Origin of the sequence: Planococcus circulans (assembly GCF_020023385.1) — a bacterium.
In the GTDB taxonomy this organism is placed as follows: Bacteria; Bacillota; Bacilli; order Bacillales_A; family Planococcaceae; genus Planococcus.
Genome location: NZ_JAIQCL010000006.1, coordinates 142,405 through 169,099, shown reverse-complemented (window position 1 = coordinate 169,099; position 26,695 = coordinate 142,405). Strand labels below are relative to the sequence as shown.

At 44.1% G+C, this 26,695-nt stretch carries 28 protein-coding genes and 1 riboswitch; of the genes, 20 read left to right on the top strand and 8 right to left on the bottom strand.

What is annotated here, in order from left to right:
* Positions 1-275: 275 nt before the first annotated feature.
* The 4 genes from K8U60_RS11695 to K8U60_RS11680 all read left to right on the top strand — a co-directional run bounded on the left by K8U60_RS11695 (position 276) and on the right by K8U60_RS11680 (position 4,796).
* Positions 276-782, top strand: coding sequence for an RrF2 family transcriptional regulator (locus K8U60_RS11695; protein ID WP_223639052.1), 507 nt, complete (start codon positions 276-278; stop codon positions 780-782).
* A 2-nt stretch (positions 783-784) separates the two neighbouring features.
* Positions 785-3,619 (top strand): YhgE/Pip domain-containing protein, encoded by a 2,835-nt coding sequence (locus K8U60_RS11690; protein ID WP_223639361.1) that lies wholly within the window; start codon positions 785-787, stop codon positions 3,617-3,619.
* Positions 3,620-3,809: 190 nt separating this feature from the next.
* A complete protein-coding gene (locus tag K8U60_RS11685) occupies positions 3,810-4,187 on the top strand; it encodes a hypothetical protein (protein ID WP_223639050.1) in 378 nt (125 codons plus the stop codon).
* Between the two features lie 33 nt (positions 4,188-4,220).
* Positions 4,221-4,796, top strand: coding sequence for a histidine phosphatase family protein (locus tag K8U60_RS11680; RefSeq protein WP_223639048.1), 576 nt, complete (start codon positions 4,221-4,223; stop codon positions 4,794-4,796).
* Between the two features lie 245 nt (positions 4,797-5,041).
* On the opposite strand, the gene K8U60_RS11675 is transcribed toward K8U60_RS11680, so the two are convergent.
* A complete protein-coding gene (locus tag K8U60_RS11675) occupies positions 5,042-5,503 on the bottom strand; it encodes a universal stress protein (RefSeq protein WP_223639046.1) in 462 nt (153 codons plus the stop codon).
* Positions 5,504-5,651: 148 nt separating this feature from the next.
* Here K8U60_RS11675 and K8U60_RS11670 point away from each other — a divergent pair, with 148 nt between their 5' ends.
* The 4 genes from K8U60_RS11670 to K8U60_RS11655 all read left to right on the top strand — a co-directional run bounded on the left by K8U60_RS11670 (position 5,652) and on the right by K8U60_RS11655 (position 7,529).
* Positions 5,652-5,954 (top strand): hypothetical protein, encoded by a 303-nt coding sequence (locus K8U60_RS11670; RefSeq protein WP_223639043.1) that lies wholly within the window; start codon positions 5,652-5,654, stop codon positions 5,952-5,954.
* Between the two features lie 62 nt (positions 5,955-6,016).
* A complete protein-coding gene (locus tag K8U60_RS11665; protein WP_223639041.1) occupies positions 6,017-6,310 on the top strand; it encodes a hypothetical protein in 294 nt (97 codons plus the stop codon).
* Positions 6,311-6,382: 72 nt separating this feature from the next.
* A complete protein-coding gene (locus K8U60_RS11660; protein WP_223639039.1) occupies positions 6,383-7,207 on the top strand; it encodes a hypothetical protein in 825 nt (274 codons plus the stop codon).
* A gap of 28 nt (positions 7,208-7,235) precedes the next feature.
* The gene (locus K8U60_RS11655; protein WP_223639037.1) at positions 7,236-7,529 is read left to right on the top strand and encodes a hypothetical protein; all 294 of its coding nucleotides are present in this window, start codon (positions 7,236-7,238) and stop codon (positions 7,527-7,529) included.
* Positions 7,530-7,669: 140 nt separating this feature from the next.
* Here the strand turns inward: K8U60_RS11655 and K8U60_RS11650 are convergent, their stop codons facing one another.
* From K8U60_RS11650 to K8U60_RS11630, 5 genes are all read right to left on the bottom strand, one after another.
* Positions 7,670-10,093 carry a PAS domain S-box protein gene (locus K8U60_RS11650; RefSeq protein ID WP_223639035.1) on the bottom strand — a complete coding sequence of 808 codons (2,424 nt, stop codon included), beginning with the start codon at positions 10,091-10,093 and terminating at the stop codon, positions 7,670-7,672.
* A gap of 480 nt (positions 10,094-10,573) precedes the next feature.
* Positions 10,574-10,930 (bottom strand): winged helix-turn-helix transcriptional regulator, encoded by a 357-nt coding sequence (locus tag K8U60_RS11645; protein ID WP_223639033.1) that lies wholly within the window; start codon positions 10,928-10,930, stop codon positions 10,574-10,576.
* Between the two features lie 88 nt (positions 10,931-11,018).
* Positions 11,019-11,486, bottom strand: coding sequence for a universal stress protein (locus tag K8U60_RS11640; RefSeq protein WP_223639031.1), 468 nt, complete (start codon positions 11,484-11,486; stop codon positions 11,019-11,021).
* Positions 11,487-12,088: 602 nt separating this feature from the next.
* Positions 12,089-12,565 (bottom strand): DUF948 domain-containing protein, encoded by a 477-nt coding sequence (locus tag K8U60_RS11635; RefSeq protein ID WP_223639030.1) that lies wholly within the window; start codon positions 12,563-12,565, stop codon positions 12,089-12,091.
* Between the two features lie 157 nt (positions 12,566-12,722).
* The gene (locus K8U60_RS11630; protein ID WP_223639029.1) at positions 12,723-13,358 is read right to left on the bottom strand and encodes an RraA family protein; all 636 of its coding nucleotides are present in this window, start codon (positions 13,356-13,358) and stop codon (positions 12,723-12,725) included.
* A gap of 287 nt (positions 13,359-13,645) precedes the next feature.
* Between K8U60_RS11630 and K8U60_RS11625 the strand changes: the two genes are divergently transcribed.
* From K8U60_RS11625 to K8U60_RS11595, 7 genes are all read left to right on the top strand, one after another.
* Positions 13,646-14,596, top strand: a complete 951-nt coding sequence (locus tag K8U60_RS11625; protein ID WP_223639028.1) for a DUF5996 family protein — start codon at positions 13,646-13,648, stop codon at positions 14,594-14,596.
* Positions 14,597-14,799: 203 nt separating this feature from the next.
* Positions 14,800-15,075 carry a hypothetical protein gene (locus tag K8U60_RS11620; RefSeq protein WP_223639027.1) on the top strand — a complete coding sequence of 92 codons (276 nt, stop codon included), beginning with the start codon at positions 14,800-14,802 and terminating at the stop codon, positions 15,073-15,075.
* A 142-nt stretch (positions 15,076-15,217) separates the two neighbouring features.
* Positions 15,218-15,318: riboswitch (TPP riboswitch) on the top strand.
* 113 nt (positions 15,319-15,431) lie between these two features.
* Positions 15,432-16,037 carry a thiazole tautomerase TenI gene (gene tenI / locus K8U60_RS11615; RefSeq protein ID WP_223639026.1) on the top strand — a complete coding sequence of 202 codons (606 nt, stop codon included), beginning with the start codon at positions 15,432-15,434 and terminating at the stop codon, positions 16,035-16,037.
* A gap of 34 nt (positions 16,038-16,071) precedes the next feature.
* Positions 16,072-17,196 carry a glycine oxidase ThiO gene (gene thiO / locus K8U60_RS11610; protein WP_223639025.1) on the top strand — a complete coding sequence of 375 codons (1,125 nt, stop codon included), beginning with the start codon at positions 16,072-16,074 and terminating at the stop codon, positions 17,194-17,196.
* A 16-nt stretch (positions 17,197-17,212) separates the two neighbouring features.
* Positions 17,213-17,416: a sulfur carrier protein ThiS gene (thiS, locus tag K8U60_RS11605; protein ID WP_223639024.1), complete on the top strand. Its 204-nt coding sequence runs from the start codon at positions 17,213-17,215 to the stop codon at positions 17,414-17,416.
* Positions 17,417-17,418: 2 nt separating this feature from the next.
* Positions 17,419-18,186 (top strand): thiazole synthase, encoded by a 768-nt coding sequence (locus K8U60_RS11600; RefSeq protein ID WP_223639023.1) that lies wholly within the window; start codon positions 17,419-17,421, stop codon positions 18,184-18,186.
* Positions 18,183-19,202 (top strand): thiazole biosynthesis adenylyltransferase ThiF, encoded by a 1,020-nt coding sequence (locus K8U60_RS11595; protein ID WP_223639019.1) that lies wholly within the window; start codon positions 18,183-18,185, stop codon positions 19,200-19,202. Before K8U60_RS11600 ends, K8U60_RS11595 begins: the two co-directional genes overlap by 4 nt.
* A gap of 104 nt (positions 19,203-19,306) precedes the next feature.
* On the opposite strand, the gene K8U60_RS11590 is transcribed toward K8U60_RS11595, so the two are convergent.
* Together K8U60_RS11590 and K8U60_RS11585 are read right to left on the bottom strand one after the other, a co-directional pair.
* Positions 19,307-20,398: an FAD-dependent oxidoreductase gene (locus K8U60_RS11590; RefSeq protein WP_223639016.1), complete on the bottom strand. Its 1,092-nt coding sequence runs from the start codon at positions 20,396-20,398 to the stop codon at positions 19,307-19,309.
* Between the two features lie 16 nt (positions 20,399-20,414).
* Positions 20,415-20,996 (bottom strand): CDP-alcohol phosphatidyltransferase family protein, encoded by a 582-nt coding sequence (locus K8U60_RS11585; protein WP_223639013.1) that lies wholly within the window; start codon positions 20,994-20,996, stop codon positions 20,415-20,417.
* A 191-nt stretch (positions 20,997-21,187) separates the two neighbouring features.
* On the opposite strand from K8U60_RS11585, the gene K8U60_RS11580 reads away from it, so the two are divergent.
* The 5 genes from K8U60_RS11580 to K8U60_RS11560 are packed head-to-tail and all read left to right on the top strand — an operon-like array spanning position 21,188 to position 26,693.
* Positions 21,188-23,071 carry an FAD-dependent oxidoreductase gene (locus K8U60_RS11580; RefSeq protein WP_223639010.1) on the top strand — a complete coding sequence of 628 codons (1,884 nt, stop codon included), beginning with the start codon at positions 21,188-21,190 and terminating at the stop codon, positions 23,069-23,071.
* The gene (locus tag K8U60_RS11575) at positions 23,068-23,727 is read left to right on the top strand and encodes a TVP38/TMEM64 family protein (protein ID WP_223639007.1); all 660 of its coding nucleotides are present in this window, start codon (positions 23,068-23,070) and stop codon (positions 23,725-23,727) included. The genes K8U60_RS11580 and K8U60_RS11575 overlap by 4 nt, the downstream gene beginning before the upstream one ends.
* Positions 23,728-23,762: 35 nt before the next feature.
* Complete coding sequence (locus K8U60_RS11570; RefSeq protein WP_223639004.1) at positions 23,763-25,010, top strand: ABC transporter substrate-binding protein; 1,248 nt, start codon at positions 23,763-23,765, stop codon at positions 25,008-25,010.
* Positions 24,994-25,878, top strand: a complete 885-nt coding sequence (locus K8U60_RS11565) for an ABC transporter permease (protein ID WP_223639001.1) — start codon at positions 24,994-24,996, stop codon at positions 25,876-25,878. The genes K8U60_RS11570 and K8U60_RS11565 overlap by 17 nt, the downstream gene beginning before the upstream one ends.
* Positions 25,878-26,693, top strand: a complete 816-nt coding sequence (locus K8U60_RS11560) for an ABC transporter permease (protein ID WP_223638982.1) — start codon at positions 25,878-25,880, stop codon at positions 26,691-26,693. Before K8U60_RS11565 ends, K8U60_RS11560 begins: the two co-directional genes overlap by 1 nt.
* The last annotated feature ends 2 nt before the right edge of the window (positions 26,694-26,695 follow it).

Below are 26,695 nucleotides of genomic sequence, written 5' to 3'. Positions count from 1 at the left end.
GATGCTTTTCATGTTTTGAAGACAATGACAACTAGTATGGAAAGGGGGAACCCTTAAAGTTTGTTACATAGAATTAATCCTAAGCTCTGACATTTATTCCTATAAGCAAGGGAGGCAGCCGAAATAATAAGGTTGCCTGCTTTATATTTTCACTTAAAAATATGTTAAAAATGAATCCAACGATTGTATTTTCCGGAAAAAAGGAGTATCATCTATAATTGGATATCGGATATCCATAATGGATATCCAAAGTAGAAGAAAAAGAGGTGTTACGTATGCAATTGACAAAAGGAGTAGAGCAAGCCGTTTGCACCATCGTTCTGCTCGCCACTCAGGAAAGCAGCGCGCCACTCGCATCCGATGAAATCAGCAAAAGACTGGGAGTATCTCCTTCCTATATGAAAAAAATCATCAGGAAGCTGGTCGTCCAGGGAATTGCTGAGTCGGTATCAGGGAATAATGGAGGTGTCTCGCTCGCAAAGCCAGCAACAGAGATTACCTTGCTTGACGTGATCGAAGCGATGGAAGGATCTATTCAACTTTATCCGGATACGGGATTGATCAGTCTTGCTTTTCACGATGGAAAGTATGCGCAAAAAGGGCAAGAACTTCTCCGCAATGTTTTTTCCCAGGGAGATCGTTTACTGATTGAATACTTTTCGAATGTAACAGCAGCAGATCTTTTGAAAGAAGGATTAGGAACGTCCAATTTGCCGACTTTAAACTGGAACCGGGAAACATTAAGTGATGTAATCGGTAATGAACGGGATGATGACAAGTGAAAATGCTGAAGCGGGAATGGAAGCAATTGTTTTCGAACCCTCTTTTATTGGGAACAATGATCGTAATGATGTTTATCCCGATTATTTATGGGGGATTTTTCCTCGGTTCTTCTTGGGATCCCTATGGAAAAACGGATCAATTGCCGGTAGCCGTCGTAAACGAAGATAGAGCTGCGGCTTATGAAGGCAGGACCTTTGCTGTCGGGGACGAACTGGTCGGTAATTTAAAAGAAAACAAAACACTCGACTGGCATTTTACAGATGCCAAAGAAGCTGAACGCGGCATGGAAGACGGAACATATTTTATGGTATTGACGATTCCGGAGAATTTTTCTGCAAATGCTTCGTCTATTATGGCCGATCAACCAAAAGCCATGAACCTACAGTACGAAACCAATCCTGGCCGCGGCTTTTTCATCGAAGCTGTCAGTAAACAAGCGACTATGGCTATAAAGGAAGAAATTGCTGAAAACGTCACGAAAGAATATATAAAAGCGGTATTTGCACAAATTGAAACGCTTGGTGAAGGGATGGGACAAGCGGCGGACGGTGCGGAGCAATTGGATGCAGGAGCTGTGCGATTGCAGGAAGGAAACACCCGGCTAACTGCAGGGCTGCTCGAATTGTCAGAAGGCAGTTTGACTTTCCATGAAGGCGCCGAGCAATTGGAAATTGGTACCGGACAATTTGCGCGTGGAGCAACTGAGCTGCACAAAGGAGCAAACCAGCTGAACAAAGGGATTTTTGAATACACCGAAGGGGTCGGCAGATTGCAGGCCGGTGTTGCTGGACTTGCTGAAGGCACCGCTACTTTGAATGAAAATGGAGCTAGTCTGGTCCTGGGTTCCGAAAAATTGGCGCAAGGCATCGGTTCACTCCTTCCGGGAGCGGAACAATTAAGTGATGGCCTTTCAGCAACTGAGCGCGGCAGTGCTGAATTGGATAATGGCTTACATGAATTGCAGGCACAAACAAGTCAGTTGGCAGACGGCTCATCAGGCATCCAACAATTGGTTTCAGGCCAAGCCGCGCTAAGCGAAGGACTAGCTGATTTGTCGACTGGCAGTTCGGCACTTCATGACGGACTAAATGCATTGGATGAGGGACTGCCCGAAGCAAACCAAATTGCCGGTCTGCAACAGGAACTTGCAGGTATTCAGACGAACCTTAACCAATTGAATGGGACATTTTCCGCAGGTAATGTGCAGGGTGCTGCAGGTATGCAGGCGAATTTGGCCGCGGCGCAGCAGGATCTAGTCGAACTGCAGACAACGTCTCCAAGTGGAGCAATTGAAGCGATGCAGGCGGCTCCGGCGTTTGCGAATTTAACTGAAGAACAACAAGCAGAGCTGTCGGCTGCCGTCAGTGGGAGTATAGAAGGACAAACGGCTGCGCAACTAGCGGCTGTTGCAAAGCTTGAGGAAAGCCTTAACGCTGTATCAGCCGAATTGAATGAACAACTAATTCCTTCGTTCCAATCATTGGGTTCATTGCCGGAGCAAATCGCAGAACTGAACAGTGCTGTGGAAAGAGTGAATCCCCAAGCGGTCCAGGTACTCGGCGGATATGCATCAGTACAAAGTACCCTGACTGAGCAGCTTATTCCGGGAGCAGCATCTCTGGTGGCTGGAGCGAATCATGCTATGCAAGGCAGCGAGAAACTGATGGCAGGCACGGAAAAGGCAAAAGCAAACCTTCCACAGCTGGCGGAAGCGGTCGACCGTTTGGCGCAAGGCAGCTCTTCATTGAATGAAGGCGTCTCATCTCTTGCTTCGGGTTCAGTCGGCCTTGTTGAAGGCGCTAACGAATTGCAGCAAGGATCCGTAGAATTGAAAAAAGGCACAGCGGCTTATACGACCGGCGTATCAGAAGCAGCGGAAGGCGCCGGCAAACTTCTACAGGGAACCGATCAACTGGCAGGCAACTCGGCGCAATTGAATTCGGGTTCCGGTGAATTGGCAGATGGTGCAAGTCGTCTGGCAGAAGGCGTCCCGGCACTTTCCGGTGGAGCGGAAGAACTTGCTGACGGTTCAGCTGGACTGCACAGTGGGGCAAACCAGCTGACAGAAGGTTCAGGTGAACTTGAAAAAGGAATCGGTGAGCTTTCAAAAGGTTCATCCGAACTCGCCAAAAGTTTAGCCGAGGGAGCGGACGACGTAAATGGTACCCAACTGGAGGACGCCAACTTCAATATGCTGGCTGCTCCAGCAAAAGCGACAGAAAACCAGCGCAGCGACGTACCGAACTACGGCCATGCACTTGCCCCTTATATTTTGTCGCTTGGGCTCTTTGTCGGTGCTTTGTCATTCAACTTGGTGTTCCCGATCAATGCGCCGGCAGGGCGTCCGACATCAGGGACCGCATGGTGGCTAAGCAAGTTTTCGCTCGGCTTTGTGCAAGCAACCGCAGCGGCATTAATCGTAGACGCTATTATGTTATTCGGTTTCCATCTACAAGTGGAACATCTTGGAGAATTCCTCGCAATTTCGGTGATGACATCGCTCACCTATATGTTCCTGATCATGTTCTTGGGAATGACGTTTGGCAATCCCGGACGTTTTATGGCCATGATTTTACTCGTCCTTCAATTGGGCGCGAGCGGCGGCATGTTCCCGGTAGAGCTGACAAATGGTTTCTTCCAGAAAGTGCATGATTTTATTCCGATGAGCTATGCACTGCTTGGATTCCGGGAATCGATGTCTTCGGCATATGGAATAGATACATTTGTGATGAGCTTTTCAGTGCTCGGAGCGTTTTTCCTTGCCTTCAATGTTTTGTTGTGGCTTGTGCTTAGCTTAAGAAGCCGCAAAGCCTTCAAGTTGGCAGCAGAAAGTTAATGAGCATCTCTTTTGAATGGCCATGTAAATGGGTGTTCAAAAGAGATTTTTTTGTGGAAAATTACTGACTTTGAAATATATGATTTGGTTAAAAAGATAGAATATTCACTTATATCGTATATGGATTGGGTTTATTTGGTATATTAAAAGAAAGGGAGTAGAAAAACATAGTGGATAGGAGAGGGAAAGAATGAAGAAGCTTATTTTGCCAGTAAGCTTGTTGCTTATTTTAAGCGGGTGCGTGAATAGCGATCGATATGAGTTTTCAGGAAGCAGTGAAAATTGGGATGTATTTTATGTTGTGGAGATTTTGGATAGAGATAGGCAACAAGAAAAGGGAACTGTTAAATTCACCGGCGACGATGACGCTCCAGAAGTAATAGAGTATAGACTTCAAACAACTTCGGGAGATTCCGAAGGTACAGGCGTCATGTTAACTAATGGAGTCGGAAATATTGCTAATGGTTCTTGCGGAGGTTGTGCTGTTGTTCAAGAGGATGAAAAGGTTGAAGTGGAGATCACATGGGATGGGCAAACGGAAAAGTTAGTATTGATGAACGAAAATTAAGATTCAATCATTTTCAAAATGGGAGGCGAAGAAATGGAGTTGGTCTTTATTCGCCACGGACAAGGGCAGCATACAGCGAATTTGCCTGAAAGCCTAAATGTAGCAAATCCTTCATTGACAAAGATAGGGAAGAACCAGGCGAAGGATCTGAGGATATCCCATCCTTTAGCTAAAAAAGATGTTTTAATCGTTAGCCCGACTTTACGAACACTTCAAACGGCTGATCTATGGTCCGGGAATATAGAGTGCCTGAAAATAGTTCATCCTCTGGTAGCTCCGCGCATATTTCCGAGTCGTTCTGCCGCTGGTACATTGCCGTGTGATGAACTACTCAGTTTCGGGAGATTTGCAGAAGAATTTCCGCATTTTCATCCAGCGCCAAACCTTCCTTCTTCATTGTGGGAAACAGGCATCAATGTCTTGCCTGAAGGCGAATTCAGTCGGTTAGCAGAAGCGTTTATTGATTTTTGTCAAAGCCTGAAAAAAGATAAAGCTTATATCGTCACGCATGATGGAACCATCACTTCGTATCGGCAAGAACTTTCAGGGCTGGTGCTGACAAGAGCTGACTTTCTTGAAGAAACAGAATCGTATCGCCTGATTGTATAGTGGGTGATGGACTTAGTTTACAAGCTCTATGAATCTTAAAGGGATAAATATGAATCTACCTATTATCAAACCAGCTACAGAACATGCAGAAGGCATTTTTGCAAGATATTTTATGGATTGGAAGAAAACTGTTGAAGAAAGAACCACAAAAGTCCGATTAGCTTGAGAGGCAAGTTAATCGGACTTCGATAAATCAGTGGAGAAAAGTCAAGTTTTCTGCAGACCTTACAGTAAACTTCCTATTTTTATTCTTTGGCTTTCTCTGGATTGTCACTTCTGACCACTAAAACATCACAAGGACTGCTTCTTACAATGTGCTGAGATACACTCCCCATTAAATAATGATCAACTGCATTTAAGCCCTGAGCTCCACATACAATAAGATCGGCTTCCACTCGCTTTGAAAAATCACGGGAAATGACTTTATTGGGAGAGCCAGGTGCAACATATACATTTACTTCAGGGATTCCGGCTGCTAAAGCTTGCTCTTTGTATTTATCGAGCATTGTTTTGCCGAACTCAAACACTTCTTCATCCATGTCCGGCACATGTTTTGTCATGACCGTAAATGAACGGGTATCCACTACATAAAGTAAGTTTAATACTGCATTATTTTGCTTAGTGATTTCTACCGATTTTTTAAATGCCCAATCTGCTTCATGTGAACCGTCAATTGCTGTTAAAATTCGTTTGTATGCCAATGTCATGCTAAAACCTCCCATGATTTTTCTGTTCTAACAATTCATTCATAGATGTAACGATTGTTTTGTTCTATTATAATCTAAATATTCAGATAATTATATAGCGAAGATATGTTAACTTCATATAGAGAATCTTAAGGAGGGAACTCATTTAATGAAAAGATTCATGATCTTGTTTCTTTCTACGATACTTCTCTGTAGTTGCAATCCATTTGATTCGAGTGATTATCAGGGCTATATAGAAGAAGTCAAGAAATCGAGCATAATTATCTCTCCTCCAGCTACTGACCCTGAAGCTGATTATCCTATCTATGAAGTATTTAGTACAGAAGAAACGATTGTAGAAGGAAAAAAAGAATCATTTGATGAACTTGAGCGCTTGGACAAAGTGGAGGTTTGGGTTGATAAGAAGAGTGAAGAAAAGGAGCTGGCAGAAACGATCGTTGTAGAAGATTAACCTAAAATTTGCCTGTGTCGCGCTGAGTGAATAGATATCCTGAAGAAGAGGAAGTGGCGGAAATGAAACGATTGCTTGGTATACTCGTTATTCTCCTGATAGCGTTATCGGCCTGTGGGGATTATGAAGGTGAAGTTACGGAAAAGAAAGATGTCAGCTTTATTATAGAAGTGCCTACGGATGATCCGGAAGAAGAACCGGTTGTTCATGAAATGCACCTGAATGACGGTACGGTCTTCAAGGGGGCGATCAGTTCTTATGAGGAATTGGAAGTAGGGCATCAAGTCCGTGTCATTCCCTTTGATGTTCCGGATAATTTCTCTGGAATCCTTCCTTCGGAAGTGATTGTGGAGTGACTGATGATTGAGCTGATAGTTTATAAGCATTGAGACGAAAACTGGGTTCAATCGGAAAAGGAGGAATTCCGGATGTTCGCTTTGAAAAGTAAAACCATTCTATGGCTGTCAGTTTTAATTTCTTTCATGGCTGGCTTAGCTTCTTGGGGAGGATTGTTCTCTGAAGGACTCTACCGGGATAATGCACTCGTTGTTTCTGCCTGGCGAGGCAATGATATCGTGACTTTGTTTATCGCAGTGCCACTGTTATTGATTTCGTCGTTGTTTGCATCACGTACTTCTAACAGAGGCAGGCTGTTTTGGATGGGTTCCCTGTGGTATATGATCTACAATTATATGTTCTATCTTTTTGGAGCGGCCTTTAATAATTTCTTTCTGTTGTATGCAGCCTTATTCGTGGTTTCTGTCTATACTTTTGTACTTGCGTTGATCCAAACGGATGCACAGGCATTCAGCCGGAGCTTCAGTGAGCAACTTCCCTATAAATCCGTCAGTATATTCATGTTGTGCTTTGCCATACTTTTAGGGAGCATGTGGATTATCTTGTCGTTCAATTTTGTCTTTACTGGGCATATCCACCAAAGTATTTTGCAAACCGGCCATCCAACTGCTGTTGTGTTTGCGGTGGATTTGACCTTATTGGTACCGTCTTTAATCATCAGCGGGATACTCTTGTGGCAAAAAAAATCCTGGGGACCGATAGTGAGTTCGGTTGTATTAGTAAAGGCCACTGCCTACGGATTGGCCTTAATCAATATGACAGTACTCAGTTATCGCAATACAGGGGTGGTGGATCCATTTATTCTTTTGTGGATTATACTCACTGCTGGTTGTGCAGTATCGCTGATCTTGCTGCTGCGAAATATCGGAAATCATTCTACTTCGTTGAAGAAGTAAGTAAGGTGGACGAAGAGGAGGTATGAAAATGGAAGATCATCCGAAAAAAGAAACGAATACACCGAAAGAAATAACCATTCTTACTGTTCTAAATAGCTACGGTGTTTTTCTATTTCTAGGGCTCTTGGCCGCTATTTTCGTTCACGGGATTGAGTACAAAACTGAATTTCTTTTATTCATTTTAGTCAGTGGCATCTTTTACTTCCTATTATTAAATTTATATTTTAGAGGGGACTTATGGAGAAGAGTGGTCTATGGTGCAATGTGCGTAATCGCATCGTTCAGCCTGTTCATGGTGTTTTACCTTCAAGTTCAGCAGTAGGGATTGTTTCTCCTGAAACGACCATAAACGCACGGAAAAAAGTCTGGAAGAAACCCAGTATACGGGTTTCTTCCAGACTTTTTAAAATTCGGCTGACATTTGCTTATCTTTGGATGTTAAAGTGCTGGCGGCTTTTTCCGTCAACTATAAATCTTGTACTGATCCTGATCTGAAGTTTTTGCTTCGTATAAGGCCATATCCGCGTACTTGACCAATTGCTTTTCATTGACTGCATCATCAGGATAGAGGGAGATGCCAATCCCTGCGCCAATTCTAATGTTAAAACCATTGAAGTTTAAGGGAACCTCAAATGATTTCAATATGCGTATGGCTGTATTTTCTGCCATTTCCACTGAATCGATTTCGGGTAAAATTATTCCCATCTCATCTCCGCCCAGCCGTGCAACTGTATCACTGGAGCGGATACTCGCCTGAAGCCGAACGGCCATTTCCTTAATGACAGCATCTCCTGCATCGTGGCCGAACTGATCATTAATCTGTTTGAATTTACGTCCATCCAGCATCAAAACCCCTACTTTTTTGCCGGTGCGTTTCGCTTGATGAATCGCTTTTTTCAACTTGTCATCAAAAGTCCGCCGATTGGGGATTCCGGAAAGATGGTCATAAAAAGCCATTTTCGCCACTTTATCCTGAAGTCTTCTTCTCTCAGTGATATCTCTGGAAATGGTGAAAAATTGTTTCAACTCACCGTTGGATAAGACCGGGGTAGGGGAGACTTCCATCCAAATATAATGGCCTTCCCGATGCAAGTAACGTACTTCAATCGTTGTCGGTTCTCCTCCATCAATCAGAGAAGCTACACTTTCTATTAAGTCGAAAGCATCTTCAGGATGGATGTGGGTGGTAAAAGGGCTTCCGATATAAGTTTGATCCGGATATCCAAGGATTTTTTCGCTTGCAGGAGATACGTATTCAATCTGGCCTGAAAGGTCGATCAAGGTGATGATATCAAAGGTGCTTTCTGTAATCAGTTTATATTTCTCCTGGCTTTTCTGCAGTTCCTGTTCTGCTTTTTTCAGCTCGGTTACGTTTTTGTAGACAATCGTTGCGCCGACCACTTTTTTATCTGCGTCGTGAACCGGCGAATAGGAGGAAATGATATTCAGCGGTTTACCAGATTTGTTTATCCGCAAGGTATCATGAAATTTGACGGTTTCTCCGGCTAAAATCCTTTCCACGATATTGTCTTGATCAGACGTCATATGCGGTGGAATAATTGTGCCTTCTCCCCTGATCATTTCCTCTTCCGTAAATTCAAACGTTTCTTCGAAGGCGGGATTTACTTTCAGGATATCTCCTTTTGTATCAATGTAAAAAATCGGATCTGTAGAACTTTTCCAAAAGACTTCAAGTTCTTCTTTCGCTTCCAATAAGGCTTTTTGGGCACGTTTTTTTTCGGTGATATCGGTCACGATGCCATGGATTCCAAGCAATTCCCCGTCTACTATGATTGGGATATTCAGAACCTGCAAATCAATTAGATCACCATCTTTTTTATGGAAGCCCATTTCATAGCGCTCCGGCCTTTTAGTATGGATCGATTCGAAAAAGTGGTGGCGAACTTTATCTGTTTCTTCAGGCATGACGACAGCTATAAATGCATTTGCCTGAAGTTCTTTCAAGGAGTAACCCGTAATGGTTTCTGTTCCGGCATTGATGCTATTCAGATTGCCGGTGCGGTCGAATGTGAAAATTCCATGTGGATGATTATCGAACAAGGACTTATATCGTTGTTCATTTTCACGCAAAAGACGTTCCGTATTTTTCTGCACAGTAATTTCTTTTGCGATGGCATAGATTCCGAGGACTATGTCTTCGTCGATGATGGGAACCGTATTTACTTGGAAAGTGGCCATCTGCTTGTTTTTAGTATAGATAGTCGTCTCAAATTCCACAGAACGCCCTTTTAGCGCCTCTTCAAAATGCGCTATGGTATCCTTCAAATCGGTTTCAATAATTAAGGAAACTATCGATTGGCCAAGCAATTCTTCTTCAGTGAATCCCGTTACTTCAGTGACCATTTTATTGATGCTGATGAAATTTTTTTGCTGGTCAAATTCAAACACAGCATTCCCATTGTTTTCTACCAAGGAATTTAATCTTTTCCGTTCGATTTCGATTGCTCTTTTTGTCTTTTGGAGGTCCTTGTTTTTATATTCTCTTTCGGTGACGTCTCTTACGACAGCTAATATGTATTGAGATTGGCCATTTTCTGCTTCAATCGGATTAAGCATGGTTTCTCCGATGAATTCGCCAAACCCGGTTTCTATTTTCTCGATAAACTCGATGGGTTTTTGAGCAGCTTTTGCTTTTTTATAATGTTGGATTAACCGGTCGCTTAATTCCTTAGGGAATATCTCTTCGATCAGGCATCCGATAATATTTTGGGAAGGCATGATGGATAAGGCTGATGGATTTACGTAAATATATCGATAAGAGTCGTGAGCTTCCTCCATCAAGAAAATGGGGTCTTTAATTAAATCAAAAAGAGGGGTGGACGTTAAAATATCTTCTCCGCCTTTTTTTGTGATATCCTTCATCATCATCAATCTCCTTTCGGTAATCAGAATTTTTATTTTTAAGAATCCTGCGTTTATCGGCAAGTGTGGTAGGCATGAAATTCATTTTCGTTGCAAAGGAAGTCTACTATTTTTTCAGCAGATTTCATATAGGCCAGTCCTGCAACTAAGAGCATGTTGAATAACGGTAGGCAGGTAGACAAATCCCAATTGTTTTCTTGATTGATATGCTTTGTTTTTGAATTGATCTGAAATGAAATTTGAAAAAATTTTTATATATCGTTAAAAAGACAGTAATTCCCATGTCTTACTAGTTTATAGGATTGAGTCAGAGCAAGATAGGGGTTTTTGATAAAAATTAGAAAATATTAGGAATATTATAAATGCAATACTCTATCACTAGTTTTATTAAAAATGATTGATAGAAAAAAACCAAGCATCATCTTTTGGGGCTGTGCAGTAAGGAAGAGAGCGATAGTTTTAAAATACAAAAAAGAGATGAGCTTAACCACTCATCTCACTTTTCGTATTTTGTTTTTCGCGGGCACTATGTTTGGTTCCCCATTCATGCATCGCACCTAAAATGTCTTCCAAGGTACGTCCGTATTCCGTGATGGAATATTCGACTTTCGGTGGAACTTGGGGGTAGACGACTCGATTTACAATATCCTCATCTTCAAGTTCCCGTAAATGCTTCGTAAGCATTTTCTGTGTAATTGCAGGAATACTGCGTTTCAATTCGCTGAATCTCATGGTGTCGTTTTGCATCAAATATAATAGAATGATGGGTTTCCATTTTCCCACAATGATATCTAAAGCATCATCCACTCGACACAGTTCGGGTTGTACATCGGCATCCATAACTCTTCTCCTCCAGTGGTATCTTTTTGTACACTATAGCATTTTCAAGGATGTCCTTACTATATATCCATTTGATAGCGGCCATCTGTTAAACTTGTGCTTTTACTTCTTCAGGGTCCGGGATACGGACCACTAAGACATCACAGGGGCTCCGGCGGACAATATGTTGGGACACACTTCCCAACATAAAACGTTCCATGGCATCCATTCCAGAGGCGCCGCATACGATCAAGTCCGCTTCAACTTTGTTGGCGAAGTCCCGTGCAATGACCTTTTTGGGGGAACCAGGAGTGACGATGGCATTTACATTTTCCACGCCTGCGGCCAGTGCTTCCGTCTTGTATCTCTCGAGAAGATCCTTGCCGAACTTAAAGGATTCTTGGTCATCATCGGGTCCGTGCACTTTAACGGCGGTATAGGTGCGGGGATCCACGACATAAATCAAGTTCAACACGGCATTGTTTCGTTTGGCAATGCCAATCGACTTATTGAAGGCCAATCCCGCCTCTTCTGAACCGTCGATTGCTACAAGGAGATGCTGATATGTTAAGTCCATAGTATTTCCTCCTGTCAGGTTAGGTGATAGAAAGTACTTCGCTGCGTGATGGGCAAACTCCTGCCTTCAGGTGGGGGAGATTAATTCTGAGACATTTGGATGAAAAGAGGAAGTCATGGATAAAATGGCCAATGAATTTCTCGAAGATACTACTTTGGAAATCATTGATATTAAGTTCCCTACACCTGTTTTCTATTTCTGTGCGATGGTGATGTATAAGACAACTGATTATTCGAAAAACCCTATAGAATATTAGAAATCCAAGTATTTAGATCAGTGGGGAGGACGACGTATCTCTATTGATGGGAATCTCTCATTATTTATCTGCTTGTTTTTTCCCCTCTAAATCTCCCCTTGTTCTATCTGTGTCCTCACTAGTAAATCACTTATGTAAATTGCTGCACATCGTATAATTACACTAAAGGACGGAAAACCCTATTATGGCATGGATATCCTATTCCTTTCTTTCCGGTAGCTCGAGGAAACCGGGTAGCCATGTGAACCCTACCGATTGATGGGATGGAAAGGGTGTCCTAAAAACAAAAAAAAACAGCACTTCATTGCCGGATATTCCGAACAACGGGTTGCTGTTTTTGAAGTGCTTAATACTCTTTGACGTCGGGTATAGCTGTTGGTGTATAAGTGGTGTTGCTGGCTTTGGAAGATTTTCGGTTTTTAACAAGATCGACAAAGCCAATTGCCGTGTTGCTGTATTGATTAACCTCAGCAATGTTCCGCTTGTCACGATCCACTCGTGTTGAAATGTCGTTAGTGATCGACCGGACTGTTGCATTCAGATCGACAACCGAATTCATGGTGCCTTTCGCAGCATCAACGAACATGCTGACTTTTTCAGATTTCATTTGGACATCTTCTTTTAATTCATTTGCGGTATGCGAAAGGGCAGTCGCTTCTAAATTGAGCTTGTCAACACGCTCTTTCAGGTTGTTTGCTGAGCCTTTGATCTCTTTCACCGGTTCTTTGATTCCTGATATCAGCATAACCACTCCGACGATTGCGATAATCAGGCCCAGAACGAAAATTCCGAGCGCTATGTACAGCCATAATGTTGGATCCATGATGATTTCCTCCTCTAAATTTATTGATGTCTTGGATATGCTATACCCGTTATGTACTCTCGCTTAACCCTTCAGAGGATGGTATTTGCCTATAGTCAAAAGGTTTTGGGAGAATGGCTTTTTTCATTCTGCAAAAAATAGACTCTATCATTTCAAGTTAAGCTTTCGCCGATTTTGCAAGTTGCTTTTTCAAGTGCTCTTTAATGGCTGCAACATCCTCAGAAACCGAGGCAGCGCGCTGTTCATCTTTTTCGATTTTTTCAAGTGAGCCGGCCAATACTTTTTGTGCGCTTTCCTGCGGGATAACAATAACGCCATCGCCGTCTCCGACAATGATGTCACCGGAATGTACTGAAACGCCTCCACAGGAAATTGCCGTATTTATTTCGCCTTGGCCAGCCTTATTGCCGGCGGCCATCGTTGTGCCTTTGCAGAAAATCGGAAAATCCAAAGCCTTGCATGCTTCCAGGTCCCGAATGGCACCATCGACCACAAAGCCAGCGATTCCTAGGGTTTTGGCCATGCCGATCACGAAATCGCCTGCGACAGCGCGCGACAGGTCTCCTTTTGCATCAATGACAATAATGTCTCCAGGCTCGGCTGCATCGAGCGCCTTCATAACACTGTAATTGTCTCCGATGGGCATTTTCACAGTAAGTGCTTTCCCGCTGATTTTATAGGTATCCTTCAATGGCTTGATGGACGAATCCAGATTATTCAACCCTTCCATTGCATCGGAAATAGCGGTAGTGGGAATAGATTTGTATTGTTCGATAAGTGATTGATTTACCATTTTACTAAACACTCCTTCGTTTAATGGGATTCTTCAAAAATTCGGGTGCCTCTTTTTAATTAGGTAAAAGCATATCGCTAAAAGAAAGATAAGTAAAATCGAATCTGTAATGGATATCGATAAGTTGTTGTGATGTTCTGACTTGTTTACTGTTTTCCTCGATCATTTTCTCCTGATCGATTTCTATCTAACTTGCTGCATAAATGGAGAGATCCATTTAATAAGAGTTTCTCATTGGTCCCTAGTTGGTATAGTAACTACTAATACGAATCCCGGAGGCGAGAGAAATGAAGGTTGATATTATCAGACATACCGAATGGGCAGATACCAAGTTTACGCTGCATTTGATTTCACAGATCCTGGGAAAAATAAAACTGGAAACTGCCCAGCAGGAACCACAATGGGCGCACGTCGGACTGAATGTTACACCTGATGGCTTCTCAACCGGTTTGCTGTTCCATAAGAAAGCTGTTTTTCAACTCGATCTGGACATCAGGAACAGCCAAATCCTATTCAATGTGGATGGCAACGTTCAATCTTTGGAATTGAAATCCTCCAAATCCATAAAGGATTATTTTGAAGAAATAATGGAAGCTCTGAATTCTGGTGGCATTAATGTCATGATCAATCCAAAACCGCAGGAAATGGCCTATAAAAAGAACCTGAATGAAGATAATAGCCCTCTGACATTTAATCACAAGGATGGGATGAGGGGATTGCAGCTATTCCATTTTGCGTTGCGAGAACAAATGAGATTTGCAGGTCCGCTCAGATGCCGGAAAATGAAACCGCAATTGTTTTGGGGCACCTTTGATGTGTCTTTATTGATTATCAAAGACAAAATGGAACCATTTCCGGAAGACAAAATTATCGAAAAGGCGGCTTTTGATGAGCAGATGATTGAATATGGATTTTGGTTGGGAGACGACAAAGTCGATGTCCCGACATTTTTTGTATTGCCCTATCCATTCATCTATAAAGATTTAACTTATCCCAACCTGAAACCCAAATCGGCGTATTACGATAAAAAACTGAGCGAATACTTCCTTGACTTGGAAAGTGCAGTCAGGTCTGAGGATCCAAGTCAAGCTATACAAGATTTCTTCCATTCCAGTTTCGATATTTTATCCAACGAACTCCAGTGGGAAGGCATTGACCATTATTTTATTCCGTTGAAGATGAATAAGCAAAATGGTGCCGATAAATCCAATGGCACTGACAGAAACCAACAAAGATAAGGCCTTTGCTTTAAGTAATTGCTATTCACGTGAAGAAGGATAAAGCTTCATTTCTTAAGGGAAGTATGACGAAATGGCCTTGTTTAGAAAACAGGGCTATTTTACTGCCGGCAAATTTGATGGTTGAAAATTCACTCTTTTTATGTACATGACTTAACATACTTGATATACTAAATTATGGAATAAAAGAAAGGAAGTTGAAAATGAAAACTATTTGGTTGGCTTTGCTTGGGGCCGCAACTGTCCATCTTCTTTATTTTGCAGCTGTATTTTCCGTGGGCTATGTAAAAACCATCACCTACAGACCCAATATTCCAAAAGCCTGGGAAAATGCAGAAAATCTGCAAAGTACTGCAGCTTTCGGGTACGCTGTTTCCCCTATCATCTATTTTGGTACATTTTCAGCTGCAACGGTCGCTTGTATGTTGCTGTTGTGTGGGTATAAAAAACTTGCTTCAACGCCTGTCAGAACTGAATAGATATAGACAGAAAGTCTGATATAGCTATTTTTTCTTGTTCTATTGCTGAATATTTAAAAGATTGAATACAAGATGAACTGGATTAATGGCGATGTTGATGTTACGCTTACTTTAGATTTTAGCATTTTCAAAATAACTGAATATAAAACACTGGGGGAGTCTTTTGAGACTGAGATGGAGAAATCCGGACCCTTTGAACCTGATCTAGTTGAAACTAGCGTAGGGAAGTGGTTGATGTATGTCCAATCTTTTCTGTAGATATACCCAAAACCACTCCATCGCTGGAGTGGTTTTTTTATGTTGTTATTAAACTCATTTGTTTTAACTTTCCGAAAGTCGATAAAAGGAGGCAATATATGAGAGATGGCGAGTTGCATATAATCTCAACTGATAAGCACCCCCCACAACAACTGGCAGAAATCATCAGCCGGATTCATCGTGAAGTTGATTTTATCCATCTACGTGAAAAGAGCAAAACAGCAAGAGAAGTAGTGGAATTAGTGAAGTTGTTGGTGGATAAAAATGTACCTTTATCAAAAATAATCATAAACGACCGAGTGGATATTGCCGTTGCCTCCAATGTAAAAGGTGTTCAATTGGCTTATCACTCGTTACCGGTAGATTGTGTGAAAAGAAGTTTTACACATTTAACGATTGGGTGTTCGGTGCATGCGATTGAAGAAGCTCAACTTGCCGAAAAGAAAGGGGCTGATTATGTAGTATGTGGCCATATTTATTCGACTTCATCAAAAACTGGACTGATACCGAAAGGCTTAGAACTACTGAAAAATGTTTCTGAATCAGTTTCTATTCCAGTCATTGCTATTGGTGGCATAACGCCCGGAAATACTGGGGATGTTATCAACTCTGGAGCGAGAGGGATCGCTGTAATGTCAGGAATTTTCGAAGCGAAAGATCCTTTGCTGGCTGCAAGATCCTATCGTTCCTGTTTAGCGAAATAAAGTTTTTATCTGGTGCTATGAGGAGAGGATTTCTATGAACAGAACATTTGAAGCAATTGTAGTTGGGGGTGGAGTCATCGGCGGTTCAATAGCCTATAGTTTGGCGAAAAGAGGAATGGAGGTGTTGCTATTGGAAAAAGGACGCCTTGCTGGTCAAGCATCTGGTGCTGCAGCTGGGATGCTTGGTGCGCAAGCGGAATTGGAAGGAGAAGGACCGCTTTTTCTATTAGCGAAGACCAGCAGGGCGATGTTTAACGGCTTGGCCGATGAGCTGAAGATTGCGAGTGGAATTGATATTGAACTTGTCAATAAAGGGATGTTGAAGCTTGCCTTAACCGATAAAGAACAGCAGGAGCACCGTCGAATCCTGGAAGTCCACAGACAGAATAACGAACGGGCCGAATTGCTTACGGGTGATGAAGCTAGAAGAAGGGAACCGGCAATATCTAGCGAGGTGATGGGAGCCATGTATCTAGAACGAGATGGCCAAGTTGCCGCTCCTCAACTGGCATTAGGGTTTTTAAAGTCAGCTGAGGCTTTTGGTTCTGTCATTAAAGAAGATGTAGAAGTTCAGTCCTTTCACTCTTCTAAGGGCATAATGACAGGAGTCGCTACATCTGAAGGGGACTTCATGAGCGCAAATATCGTGGTGGCAGGGGGGGCATGGAGCGAAGTCTTGTTAAGTAAAATGGGTTTACCGACTATCACCCATCCTGTAAAGGGGGAATGTTTTTCTGTGCGGACAGAAACGCCGTTATTATCCAGCACGATCTTCACTTCCGGCTGCTATCTGGTGCCGAAGAAAGACGGGAGAATCATTGTAGGCGCAACCGTTATACCGAATACATTTAATCCGCAGACCACTGTAAAAGGCATTTCGTTATTGAAGGAAAATGCAAAGAAGCTGGTGCCTTCTATAGAAGAAGCAGAATGGGAAGGGGCTTGGGCTGGAATACGTCCACAAACTGCGGACGGTTTGCCTTTTATGAGTGAACATCCTGACTACAGCGGCTTATTTATCGCGACAGGCCATTACAGAAATGGGATCTTGCTGTCGCCGATTACGGGAGAAGTGATGGCTGATTTGATTGAAGGAAAAACACCATCACTTGATCTCTCTTCTTTTCGTATCGAACGATTGATCAGAAGAAAAAATTGATAAGGAAGTGTTGAAAATGAAGTTGGTGGTTAACGGAGAACGGGTGGTCGTACCAAATACGGTGGAGACGGTAACTGAGCTGCTGCGACATTTTGAATTGAATCAGAAAGTGATCATTGTTGAATTGAACGCTGAAATAGTTGGGAAAGAGAAGCATGCTGAAACTCTGATTTCTTTCGGGGATAAAATTGAATTGGTGCATTTTGTAGGAGGAGGATGACTATGTTAAAAATAGGTGGTTACGAATTTTCATCAAGATTATTATTAGGCACAGGAAAGTATCCTGATTTTGATATACAAAGGAAAGCCGTGGATGTGTCAGGTACAGAAATATTGACGTTTTCAGTTCGGCGGATGAATATTTTTGAAGCAGGACAACCTAACTTCCTTGAAAATCTGGATATTACAAAATACACCTTGCTTCCAAATACAGCTGGAGCGAAGACAGCGGAAGAAGCGGTTCGGATCGCGAAACTAGCTAAGGCATCGGGCCTTTGTGACATGGTTAAAGTTGAAGTAATCGGGTGTCTAAAAACCTTGCTGCCGGATCCAGTTGAAACATTAAAAGCATCGGAAGAGCTAGTGAAAGAAGGATTTACCGTATTGCCATATACGTCGGATGATGTACTTCTGGCAAGGCGCCTTGAAGAATTAGGCTGCCACGCGATCATGCCCGGAGCATCTCCCATCGGTTCCGGCCAAGGAATCATCAATCCATTGAATCTTTCTTTCATAATTGAACAATGCCAGGTTCCAGTTATTGTGGATGCAGGAATAGGAACACCTTCAGATGCTGCCATTGCAATGGAATTGGGAGCGGCTGGGGTCTTGTTGAATACTGCGGTTTCCGGTGCAAAAGATCCAGTAAAAATGGCCGAAGCGATGAAATTTTCGATCGAAGCAGGAAGATTGGGATTTGAAGCTGGACGAATTCCCCAAAAACGATATGCCACTGCCAGCAGTCCAGTTGAAGGAATGAGTTTTAATTGAATGGACGATATTCACGACAGGAGCTTTTTGCACCGATCGGCAGAGAAGGGCAACGGAAACTGAGGAACAAGCATGTTTTAGTGGTGGGAGCCGGAGCTCTGGGAACAGGCAGTGCAGAAATGCTGGTACGGGCAGGTATCGGCAAACTGACTATAGTGGACCGTGATTATGTAGAGTGGAGCAACCTTCAGCGTCAGCAACTCTACACCGAGGCGGATGCGAAGCAGCGGATTCCAAAGGCCGTTGCAGCTAAAGAACACTTGTCACGCATCAACTCTGAAGTGGAAGTCCGGTCATTTGTTATAGATGTCTCTGTCGAAGAGATGGAACAGCTGGTAGAGGGAATTGATTTGATTATTGATGCAAGCGATAATTTTGATATACGGATGATCATGAACGATATTTCTCAGAAGCATCGAACCCCATGGATCTACAGTGCCTGTGTAGGAAGTTACGGAATCAATTATGCCATTCTTCCGGGAAAAACACCCTGTCTGAGTTGTCTTCTGGAGGATGTGCCAATGGGTGGCATAACCTGTGATACCGTAGGAATCATCAATCCTGCTGTGCAAATGGTTTTGTCTTTACAAATTACAGAAGCATTAAAGATTTTGGTTGAAGATTCGTTTCAGTTAAGCAACAAACTCGTATCGTTCGATCTTTGGAAAAATCAATATTCATCCATTACCGTCGATAAAGTGAAAAAAGAGGATTGTTCATCCTGCGGTTTAAATCGATCCTATCCATATCTTTCTTTTGAAAAGCAGACAAAAACCGCTATTTTATGTGGTAGGGACACAGTGCAAATCCGACCATCCCAACAGATGGACAGGAATTTGGAAAATTTGGAGGGGATTTTAACAGAACTGGGGATGAATGTGTCCCGCAATCCCTATTTACTGTCTTTTTCGACAGCACAGCACCGGCTTGTCGTTTTTAAAGATGGCCGTGTCCTGGTACATGGAACGAAGAACGTTGTGGAAGCTAAAGCTTTGTACTATCGCTATTTAGGATAAATAGAATTCCGGTATGATGTTGAATCCCTTTCTCCTAACATCGGGTTAGACAAAATCGCTGAATCAATACTGCTACGAATGACAAGCTGCCCGAGAGGAGCTTGTTATTCATAGAGGTCCTTATAGCGCTTCATGAATTTCAGGTCAATATGCTTTTTGAGTTTCCAGGGGATTCCACCATGCAGCGCTTGTTTTCCATAAGAAAGGAAAGCCTCGCCATCGCCAGTAGACAAGATGGAAACGAATCGCTTTTGTGGAGTGAACGGCAACAGCCTTTCTTCAGAAAGGCTGTTTTTCAGGTTCTTCCAAAGGATTGGACCTTGACGCACCGCATAGACGCCATTTTTGGCAAGTGACGGATAACGGTCGATCGTGATGCAATCTCCGGCCCCGAATATGTCTGGATGCTTGACGCTTTGCAGCGTATCGTTGACCAGCAGAAAACCGCTGCCATCCGTCGGCAATCCGGAAAAGCGGAACAAGTCCGAACTTTTGGGTCCTGTCAGCCAAAGCACACCTGAGTGCGGATACGAACGTCCTGCACTTGTGATGACACTGAAATCATCAACGTCTTGAACCAAGACATCTGTAAAAAAAGGCAAAGATTTCTGCTTAGCAATGAATTCAATTTTCTTTGAGGCTGTCAGCCCTTGACCGGAAAGGAGCGAAGTCGAACTGAACAGCGCCACGTTGGCAGGCAAGTTTTGCTGTTTTCTCCATGACAGAATGGAAAACGCCAATTCCACTCCCGAAGCGCCTCCGCCGACAATCACGGGGTAAGCAGAATCCCGCAGCTGTGCCAACTGCTCTGGAAAGCGGTAATTGGGTTTGATGGAAGAGACATGTTTTTGTATTGTCTCTGGAATAGCGGTTTGTGAGCCGATATCAAATGATACGGCATCATAGTGATAAACGTTGCCATCTATGCCCTTCAATTCTTTTTTTTCCGGATCGATGGTGTGGATCAGATCCTCGACAAATAGTGCCCCGATCTTGTCACAAAGACGTTTCAAATTGATCCGGATATCTTCGAGCGTGTAAACGCCTTCCGTATATCCGGAAAACATCCCTGAATAATACTGATAGGAAGATGGAGAAATCAGCACCACTTGCCAGTCTTCCGGCAATTTATGTTTTGTTTGTTCAAGACAATGCAGATGCGCATGTCCGCCTCCGACCAGTACAAGTGCCTTCATCCCACTCCGCTCCCGTCTACTTCAGAATCCTTTTGGCTTCAGACAAACGCTGTAAAATCGTCACAACCTGTACAGCGAAAAAAATCAGCGTGAATGCTGTTAAGTATGTTGAAAAAATAATCATTAGGGTAAAGAGTATAAAGCCTTCTGTTCTTTCAGCAAGTCCTGCCTGGTAGTAGAACGATTTCATGCCTGGCTTATCAGATAACGCACCCACCGTCAGGAATACAGTCATTGCGACGATGATGGAGACGCTCAACAGCAGCAATGCCCACATCGAATCAGGGAATCGGAAAGCTAACCCTATAATGACACTGATCTCCACCAGGCGATCAAAACTGATGTCCAGCAATGTTCCCCAGGAGGATGGTTTGGTTTTCCGCGCCATGGTGCCATCGACGACATCGAGATATCCGGAGAACCAAAGAACGAAGACGGCCCATAAAGGCTGGTCCAGGTAGATGAAAACACCTGAAGACATCCCGACGGCAAAGGCGATTTTCGTCACGCCATCAGCTGTAAAGCCTTTTTTCAGCAAGACATCAGCCGTCTTTTCAACGACTGGTTGAACATGTTTTCGTGCGTGTGTATCGAGCATCAAGTTCACCTTTTCATTTTCAAGATATTTTCAGTATATAATAGGAGCCCGATTGAAACCCGTAATCCCACTCGAAAGCGAAATACGGTTTTTTAAAAAAGATCTTACCTATCCGAGTCTGATTAAGAGTAAGTTTTTTAAGCTTTTTGATAAGATGATTGTAGTTCAGGAAAAGAAAGGAAATGGTAAAGATGGTAAAAAAATATGATATCGCAATAATCGGAGCTGGTGCAGCCGGACTGACAGCCGCATTTACAGGGGCAGGATTCTCAAAAAAAGTCGTGTTGATCGACAAGAATCTACCGGGCGGAGAGTGTACCTGGTCCGGATGTATTCCAAGTAAATCCCTGATCAACATCGCGGAAGAAGTCCATCACGCCAGAAAATATACACCTAATCTGCAAGTAGACACCTCAGTTGTATTAAAGGATATTCAAGACGTTATCCAGAAGGTCTACGAAGGCGAATCGCCGGAAGTGCTGAAACAATCAGGCATCGATTTCATCAATGGTTACGCAAAATTTGTAGGCCCGCATGCAGTGGAAGTCGACGGGGAACGCATTGAAGCAAAGAAAATCATCCTTTCGACAGGGTCATCACCGATGGTTCCGCCAATCGAAGGCATGGATAAGGTATCGTATTTGACCAACGAAACCATCTTTACCCGGAAATCTTTCCCGAAATCCATAACGATTCTTGGTGGAGGAGCGATCGGCGTTGAAATGAGCCAGGCTTTAAACCGCATTGGTGTGAAAGTGACATTGGTTGAGAAATTCGAACGGATTTTGCCGAAGGATGAAGAAGAATTGGTCTTGATGATCCAGCAGCGGCTGATCGACGAAGGTGTAACCATTCACACAGGCGCAACCGCAGTTAAAGCGGAGCAAAAAGGCGATCAAATCGATTTGAAAATCGAAAAAGGCGGCAAAGAACTGACCGTTTCTGCCGAAGGGTTATTGGTCGCGCTGGGACGGCAGGCAAACGTCACAGGCTATGACTTGGAAAAAGCAGGCGTAAAATATGATTCGAAGAGCATCCAGGTGGATGATCATATGGAGACTACCGCTAAAGGCATTTATGCAATCGGGGATGTCGTCGGACCTTACCAATTATCCCATATGGCCAATGCACAAGGCATTACCGCTACACAAAACGCTATTTTACCGATCAATAGAAAAATGGATTACGAGCATGTCACGTGGTGTACATACACGGATCCTGAACTTGGCCGATCGGGTTTATCCGAAGAGGAAGCACGTGAAAAATACGGGGATTCCATTCGCGTCTATGAACACGATTATGCGGATATTGACCGTGCCAATACGAAAAAAGACAGCATTGGCAAAGTGAAGATCATTCTGGATAAAAAAGGCTATATAATAGGCGCAAGCATTCTCGGAGACCGTGCCGGTGAAATCATCAGCCAAATCCAGACCATCAAATCGCTGCACATCAACATGGGCAAATTATCGGGTGTCATCCATCCCTATCCGACCTACAGTGAAGTGTTGGTGAAAATCGGCAAGAAAGTCTATGTCGACAATCTATTGAACCAGCCCGTCGTCAAAACATTCAATAAAGCAAAAGCAGGAGAATTGCCGGCGGACAAAGTCGCAATTTATGGAGCCGCCACTGCAGCTGGAATCGGTATCGCCAACATGGCCATCAAAAACAACGTCAAGCCGAAACTCGGTGTGGAAAACGGCCGTCTGAAGGAAATGCCGTCAACGCCGAATGCGGTTTCGTCGCAAGCTCAAACAAAAGACAAGCATGTGCCGGCATGGCCGTATAACGGTACCAAAAACGAAGCGAAAAAGAACTTGATCGGCATGCTGAAAGGGTATGAAGGTGTAACGATTGTGCAAAATGACGAAAATTACGTCTATGCAGTCGCCAAGTCCAAAACGATGCGATTCAAGGATGATATCGAGTTCTATTTTAATGATGCCGCTCAGCGAATCGAATTCCGTTCAGCTTCGCGTGTAGGCTATTCAGATGCAGGCGTCAACCGGAAGCGTTATGATGAAATGAGAAACCGTTACTTCAGCATCTCAGCACACACGCGCAACTTATGAACCGCAGCACAACTTTGAAGGTAGGGAAATGGCTGTTAGCTGTTTTTGCCGTCGGATTGGTCATTTGGCTTAGCCGCTCGGTTTTCGATGTCGACGCCAATGATCTTCGCAGCTGGATATTGTCCTTTGGCATATGGGCACCTGTCATGTACATCGTCATCTATACGATCAGGCCGTTGATCTTTTTTCCGGCCTCCGTCCTATCAATTGCCGGAGGCTTGGCTTTCGGTGCCTGGCTCGGAACGCTTTACACTATCATCGGTGCGACATTCGGTGCGATGCTGTCTTTTTATGTGGCGAAAACATTCGGGAAAAGCTTAATTCGCAAGGAATGGACCGGCAATGCCGGAAAAATCCAATCCCAAATGGAGCAGAACGGATTTTTCTACGTTTTGCTGTTCCGTTTCATACCGGTCATCAATTTCGATTTGATCAGCTATACGGCAGCTTTTGCGAAGGTCCGCTTCACTTCTTTTGCGCTTGCTACATTGATTGGCATCATACCAGGGACATTCGCCTATAACTTTTTGGGCAGCAGCTTTGTCACTGGAAATCCACAAATCATCCTTCGGGCAGTCGTGGTTTTCGTCGTCTTGACAGTGGTTCCGATCATCGTCCGAAATCGGTGGAGTAAAAAACAAAATCTCGATAAATAACAGGAAGTTCATTAAAGCATTTAGGAAGTGGAAAAATGAAAAAGTTTTCATTACTGGCACCAGGATTTCTAGTGCTTACATTGGCCGCGTGTTCTGAAGAAACCGGAGACGGTGCTGCGGCAGAAGCAGATAGCCTGCAGACAAGTGACTGGGAAGAAGTTTCTGGAGCGGCGACAGGACAGGAAGTCAATATGTATATGTGGGGAGGCAACGACAATATCAACCGTTACCTCGATGAATGGGTAGCTCCCCGTCTGAAAGAAGAGCATGACGTTGAGTTGAACCGTGTGCCGATGAACGACTCACAGGATATCATCAACCAATTGGTGGATGAAAAATCAGCCGGCAAGACCAAAGGCAGCATGGACATCATTTGGATCAACGGCGAGAATTTCAAAGCCGCCAAAGACAACGAGTTGCTGTGGGGGGATTTTAGCGGGCAATTGCCGAATTTCAATGACTATGTCGATGCGGAAGCACCGGAAATTGCAACCGATTTTGGAGAACCTGTGGATGGATTGGAAGCGCCTTGGGGCAAAGCTCAATTTGTTTTTGTCCACGATGAAAACAAGTCGGAAGATCCGCCAAAATCAATGGCCGAACTGGCTGAATGGGTGCAGGACAACCCAGGGCAGTTCACCTATCCCGCCTTGCCTGATTTTACCGGCAGTGCCTTTATCCGCCACGTGCTCTATGAAACAACTGGCGGCTACGAACAATACCAGCAACCGGCAGCTGATATTGAAGACCTTGAAGCACGGCTTGAACCGATGTGGCAATACTTGAACAGAATTGAACCGTATTTATGGCGTGAAGGAGAAACCTATCCGGAAAGCCTGGCCAAGCAGGATCAGTTGTTTGCGAGCGGTGAAATTGGCATGACCATGAGCTACGACCCCGCGCTTGCTGCCAGCGAAGTGCTGAAGGGTCGCTTCCCTGAATCCACCCGCACTTTCGTACTGGTAGGCGGGACACTCGCCAATACGCATTTCCTATCCATTCCATTCAACTCTTCCGCGAAAGCAGGAGCGATGGTGGCCATCAACAAAATGATGTCGCCGGAAGCCCAAACCGCTAAATTGTCTCCTGAAAACTGGGGTGATTTGTCGGCATTGGATTTGGAGAAACTATCGCCTGAGCAGCAACAAGCCATGAACGATGTGGATCTAGGCGCAGCTACATTGCCATTGGAAGAATTGGAACAACACCGTCTTCCGGAGCTGTCAGCCGATTACATCGAAATCATCGAAAAAGGATGGATGGAAAATGTGGCAAAAGACTAAACCCTATCTTTTGCTGCTGCCAGCCGTCGGCACCATCGTCCTCCTGTTTTTTGGAGGACTTTTTGATGGGCTTCTGAAAAGCCTGGGCTATTTTCCCGCTATCGGAGAAACGCGTTTTGAGCTTACGGCATACACGGATTTATTGCGCTCTAGCGAGTTCTGGGAATCACTCTTCCTTACTCTTCGAGTAGCGGCACTGTCTTCAGTGATTGCAGGAGTATTGGGGGCAGCCGTCGCAATATCCCTGTATTTGTTGAATGAATCGGCGAAATCCGGGACGACTCAAGTTTGGCACCGGTTGTTCCAGCTTCCTTTGACCATTCCGCACCTGGTCGGCGGCTATATCATCGTCCTGCTGTTTATGCAAAGCGGATTTTTGTCGAAGATTTTGGCGACTATAGGTTTCATCGATGAAATACCGGATTTTCCCGTGCTGGTCAATGATCCGTTCGGATGGGGCATTATTTTGACTTATGCCTGGAAAGAAGCCCCTTTTGTATCATTGATGATCTATCCGGTGCTGTCACGGATTCACCGGTCGTGGCGCGATGTATCGCGTGTATTCGGTGCCGGCAATTGGAGTTTCATCCGGGAAATCGTCCTGCCGGTGATGCTTCCGGCTTGGACGATTGCGACATTTATCGTTTTTGTCTTCACCTTTTCAGCTTTTGAAGTCCCGTTCCTGCTGGGTGTCACGTATCCGAGCATGCTGCCGGTCTACTCTTATCAGCTGTATACGAGCGGTACGTTGGCTGACCGGCCGGAAGCATTGGCGGTCAACATCCTACTCGCCATCCTTACAATTTTGCTTGGGCTGGTCGTCTATTACTTCAGCAAACGCTGGAATGTCTTGAAGGGGTGGGATTGATGACTAAGACCCGACCTTTCTTGAAATCCATATTATTCACCCTATTATTCATCCTTATCGGACTGCCGTTTATTCCTTTGATCCTGTCCAGTGTTTCCTTTGGCTGGCAATGGCCGAATATTCTTCCTGAGTCATTCAGTTTCCGTGCCTGGGAATATGTACTGCTTGGGAGTTCGGGCACTTGGCAGGCGGTGTCAGTCAGTCTGCTGATTGCTTTTATCGTCACAGCGGTGAATATCCTTCTCGCCGTACCGGCTGCCAATGCACTGGTGCGTTATCCACTGCGCGGCAAATGGCTGCTGGAAGCGATGCTTTTTGCACCGATCGTCATTCCGCCGTTTGTCGCTGTCATGGGCATCCATTTGACGTTTCTGCGGCTGGGTTTGACGGAAACCGTTTTCGGTGTAGTCCTGGCACATCTTTCACCGACTTTGCCTTATATGGTCCGTGCTGTCATGATCAGCTACAATACCTTATCAATCGACTGGGAAGACCAGGCACGGATGCTCGGGGCGGGCTCGCTTTCCCGTTTTAGGCATGTCGTGCTGCCGCATCTGTTGCCGGGCATCGCTGCTGGAGCCAGTTTAAGCATCCTGATTTCCTTGAGCCAGTACTTGATCACGTTCATCATCGGCTCCGGGCAGGTTGTAACTTTGCCGATTTTGCTGTTTCCATTCATCAGCGGTGGGGATCCGGCGATCGCTTCGGCCTATTCGCTGCTTTTCGCTGGAATAGCAATCTTGACCTTAATCGGAATGGATGCCGCCTTGAAAAAATATTACCAAAATAAGAAAGCCGGCGCAGAGAATGGCTAAAG

Coding starts and splice junctions, on each gene's coding strand:
- K8U60_RS11695 (WP_223639052.1), top strand. CDS start 276: ATGCAATTGACAAAAGGAGTAGAGCAAGCCGTTTGCACCATCGTTCTG.
- K8U60_RS11690 (WP_223639361.1), top strand. CDS start 785: ATGCTGAAGCGGGAATGGAAGCAATTGTTTTCGAACCCTCTTTTATTG.
- K8U60_RS11685 (WP_223639050.1), top strand. CDS start 3,810: ATGAAGAAGCTTATTTTGCCAGTAAGCTTGTTGCTTATTTTAAGCGGG.
- K8U60_RS11680 (WP_223639048.1), top strand. CDS start 4,221: ATGGAGTTGGTCTTTATTCGCCACGGACAAGGGCAGCATACAGCGAAT.
- K8U60_RS11675 (WP_223639046.1), bottom strand. CDS start 5,503: ATGACATTGGCATACAAACGAATTTTAACAGCAATTGACGGTTCACAT.
- K8U60_RS11670 (WP_223639043.1), top strand. CDS start 5,652: ATGAAAAGATTCATGATCTTGTTTCTTTCTACGATACTTCTCTGTAGT.
- K8U60_RS11665 (WP_223639041.1), top strand. CDS start 6,017: ATGAAACGATTGCTTGGTATACTCGTTATTCTCCTGATAGCGTTATCG.
- K8U60_RS11660 (WP_223639039.1), top strand. CDS start 6,383: ATGTTCGCTTTGAAAAGTAAAACCATTCTATGGCTGTCAGTTTTAATT.
- K8U60_RS11655 (WP_223639037.1), top strand. CDS start 7,236: ATGGAAGATCATCCGAAAAAAGAAACGAATACACCGAAAGAAATAACC.
- K8U60_RS11650 (WP_223639035.1), bottom strand. CDS start 10,093: ATGATGAAGGATATCACAAAAAAAGGCGGAGAAGATATTTTAACGTCC.
- K8U60_RS11645 (WP_223639033.1), bottom strand. CDS start 10,930: ATGGATGCCGATGTACAACCCGAACTGTGTCGAGTGGATGATGCTTTA.
- K8U60_RS11640 (WP_223639031.1), bottom strand. CDS start 11,486: ATGGACTTAACATATCAGCATCTCCTTGTAGCAATCGACGGTTCAGAA.
- K8U60_RS11635 (WP_223639030.1), bottom strand. CDS start 12,565: ATGGATCCAACATTATGGCTGTACATAGCGCTCGGAATTTTCGTTCTG.
- K8U60_RS11630 (WP_223639029.1), bottom strand. CDS start 13,358: ATGGTAAATCAATCACTTATCGAACAATACAAATCTATTCCCACTACC.
- K8U60_RS11625 (WP_223639028.1), top strand. CDS start 13,646: ATGAAGGTTGATATTATCAGACATACCGAATGGGCAGATACCAAGTTT.
- K8U60_RS11620 (WP_223639027.1), top strand. CDS start 14,800: ATGAAAACTATTTGGTTGGCTTTGCTTGGGGCCGCAACTGTCCATCTT.
- tenI (WP_223639026.1), top strand. CDS start 15,432: ATGAGAGATGGCGAGTTGCATATAATCTCAACTGATAAGCACCCCCCA.
- thiO (WP_223639025.1), top strand. CDS start 16,072: ATGAACAGAACATTTGAAGCAATTGTAGTTGGGGGTGGAGTCATCGGC.
- thiS (WP_223639024.1), top strand. CDS start 17,213: ATGAAGTTGGTGGTTAACGGAGAACGGGTGGTCGTACCAAATACGGTG.
- K8U60_RS11600 (WP_223639023.1), top strand. CDS start 17,419: ATGTTAAAAATAGGTGGTTACGAATTTTCATCAAGATTATTATTAGGC.
- K8U60_RS11590 (WP_223639016.1), bottom strand. CDS start 20,398: ATGAAGGCACTTGTACTGGTCGGAGGCGGACATGCGCATCTGCATTGT.
- K8U60_RS11585 (WP_223639013.1), bottom strand. CDS start 20,996: ATGCTCGATACACACGCACGAAAACATGTTCAACCAGTCGTTGAAAAG.
- K8U60_RS11580 (WP_223639010.1), top strand. CDS start 21,188: ATGGTAAAAAAATATGATATCGCAATAATCGGAGCTGGTGCAGCCGGA.
- K8U60_RS11575 (WP_223639007.1), top strand. CDS start 23,068: ATGAACCGCAGCACAACTTTGAAGGTAGGGAAATGGCTGTTAGCTGTT.
- K8U60_RS11570 (WP_223639004.1), top strand. CDS start 23,763: ATGAAAAAGTTTTCATTACTGGCACCAGGATTTCTAGTGCTTACATTG.
- K8U60_RS11565 (WP_223639001.1), top strand. CDS start 24,994: ATGTGGCAAAAGACTAAACCCTATCTTTTGCTGCTGCCAGCCGTCGGC.
- K8U60_RS11560 (WP_223638982.1), top strand. CDS start 25,878: ATGACTAAGACCCGACCTTTCTTGAAATCCATATTATTCACCCTATTA.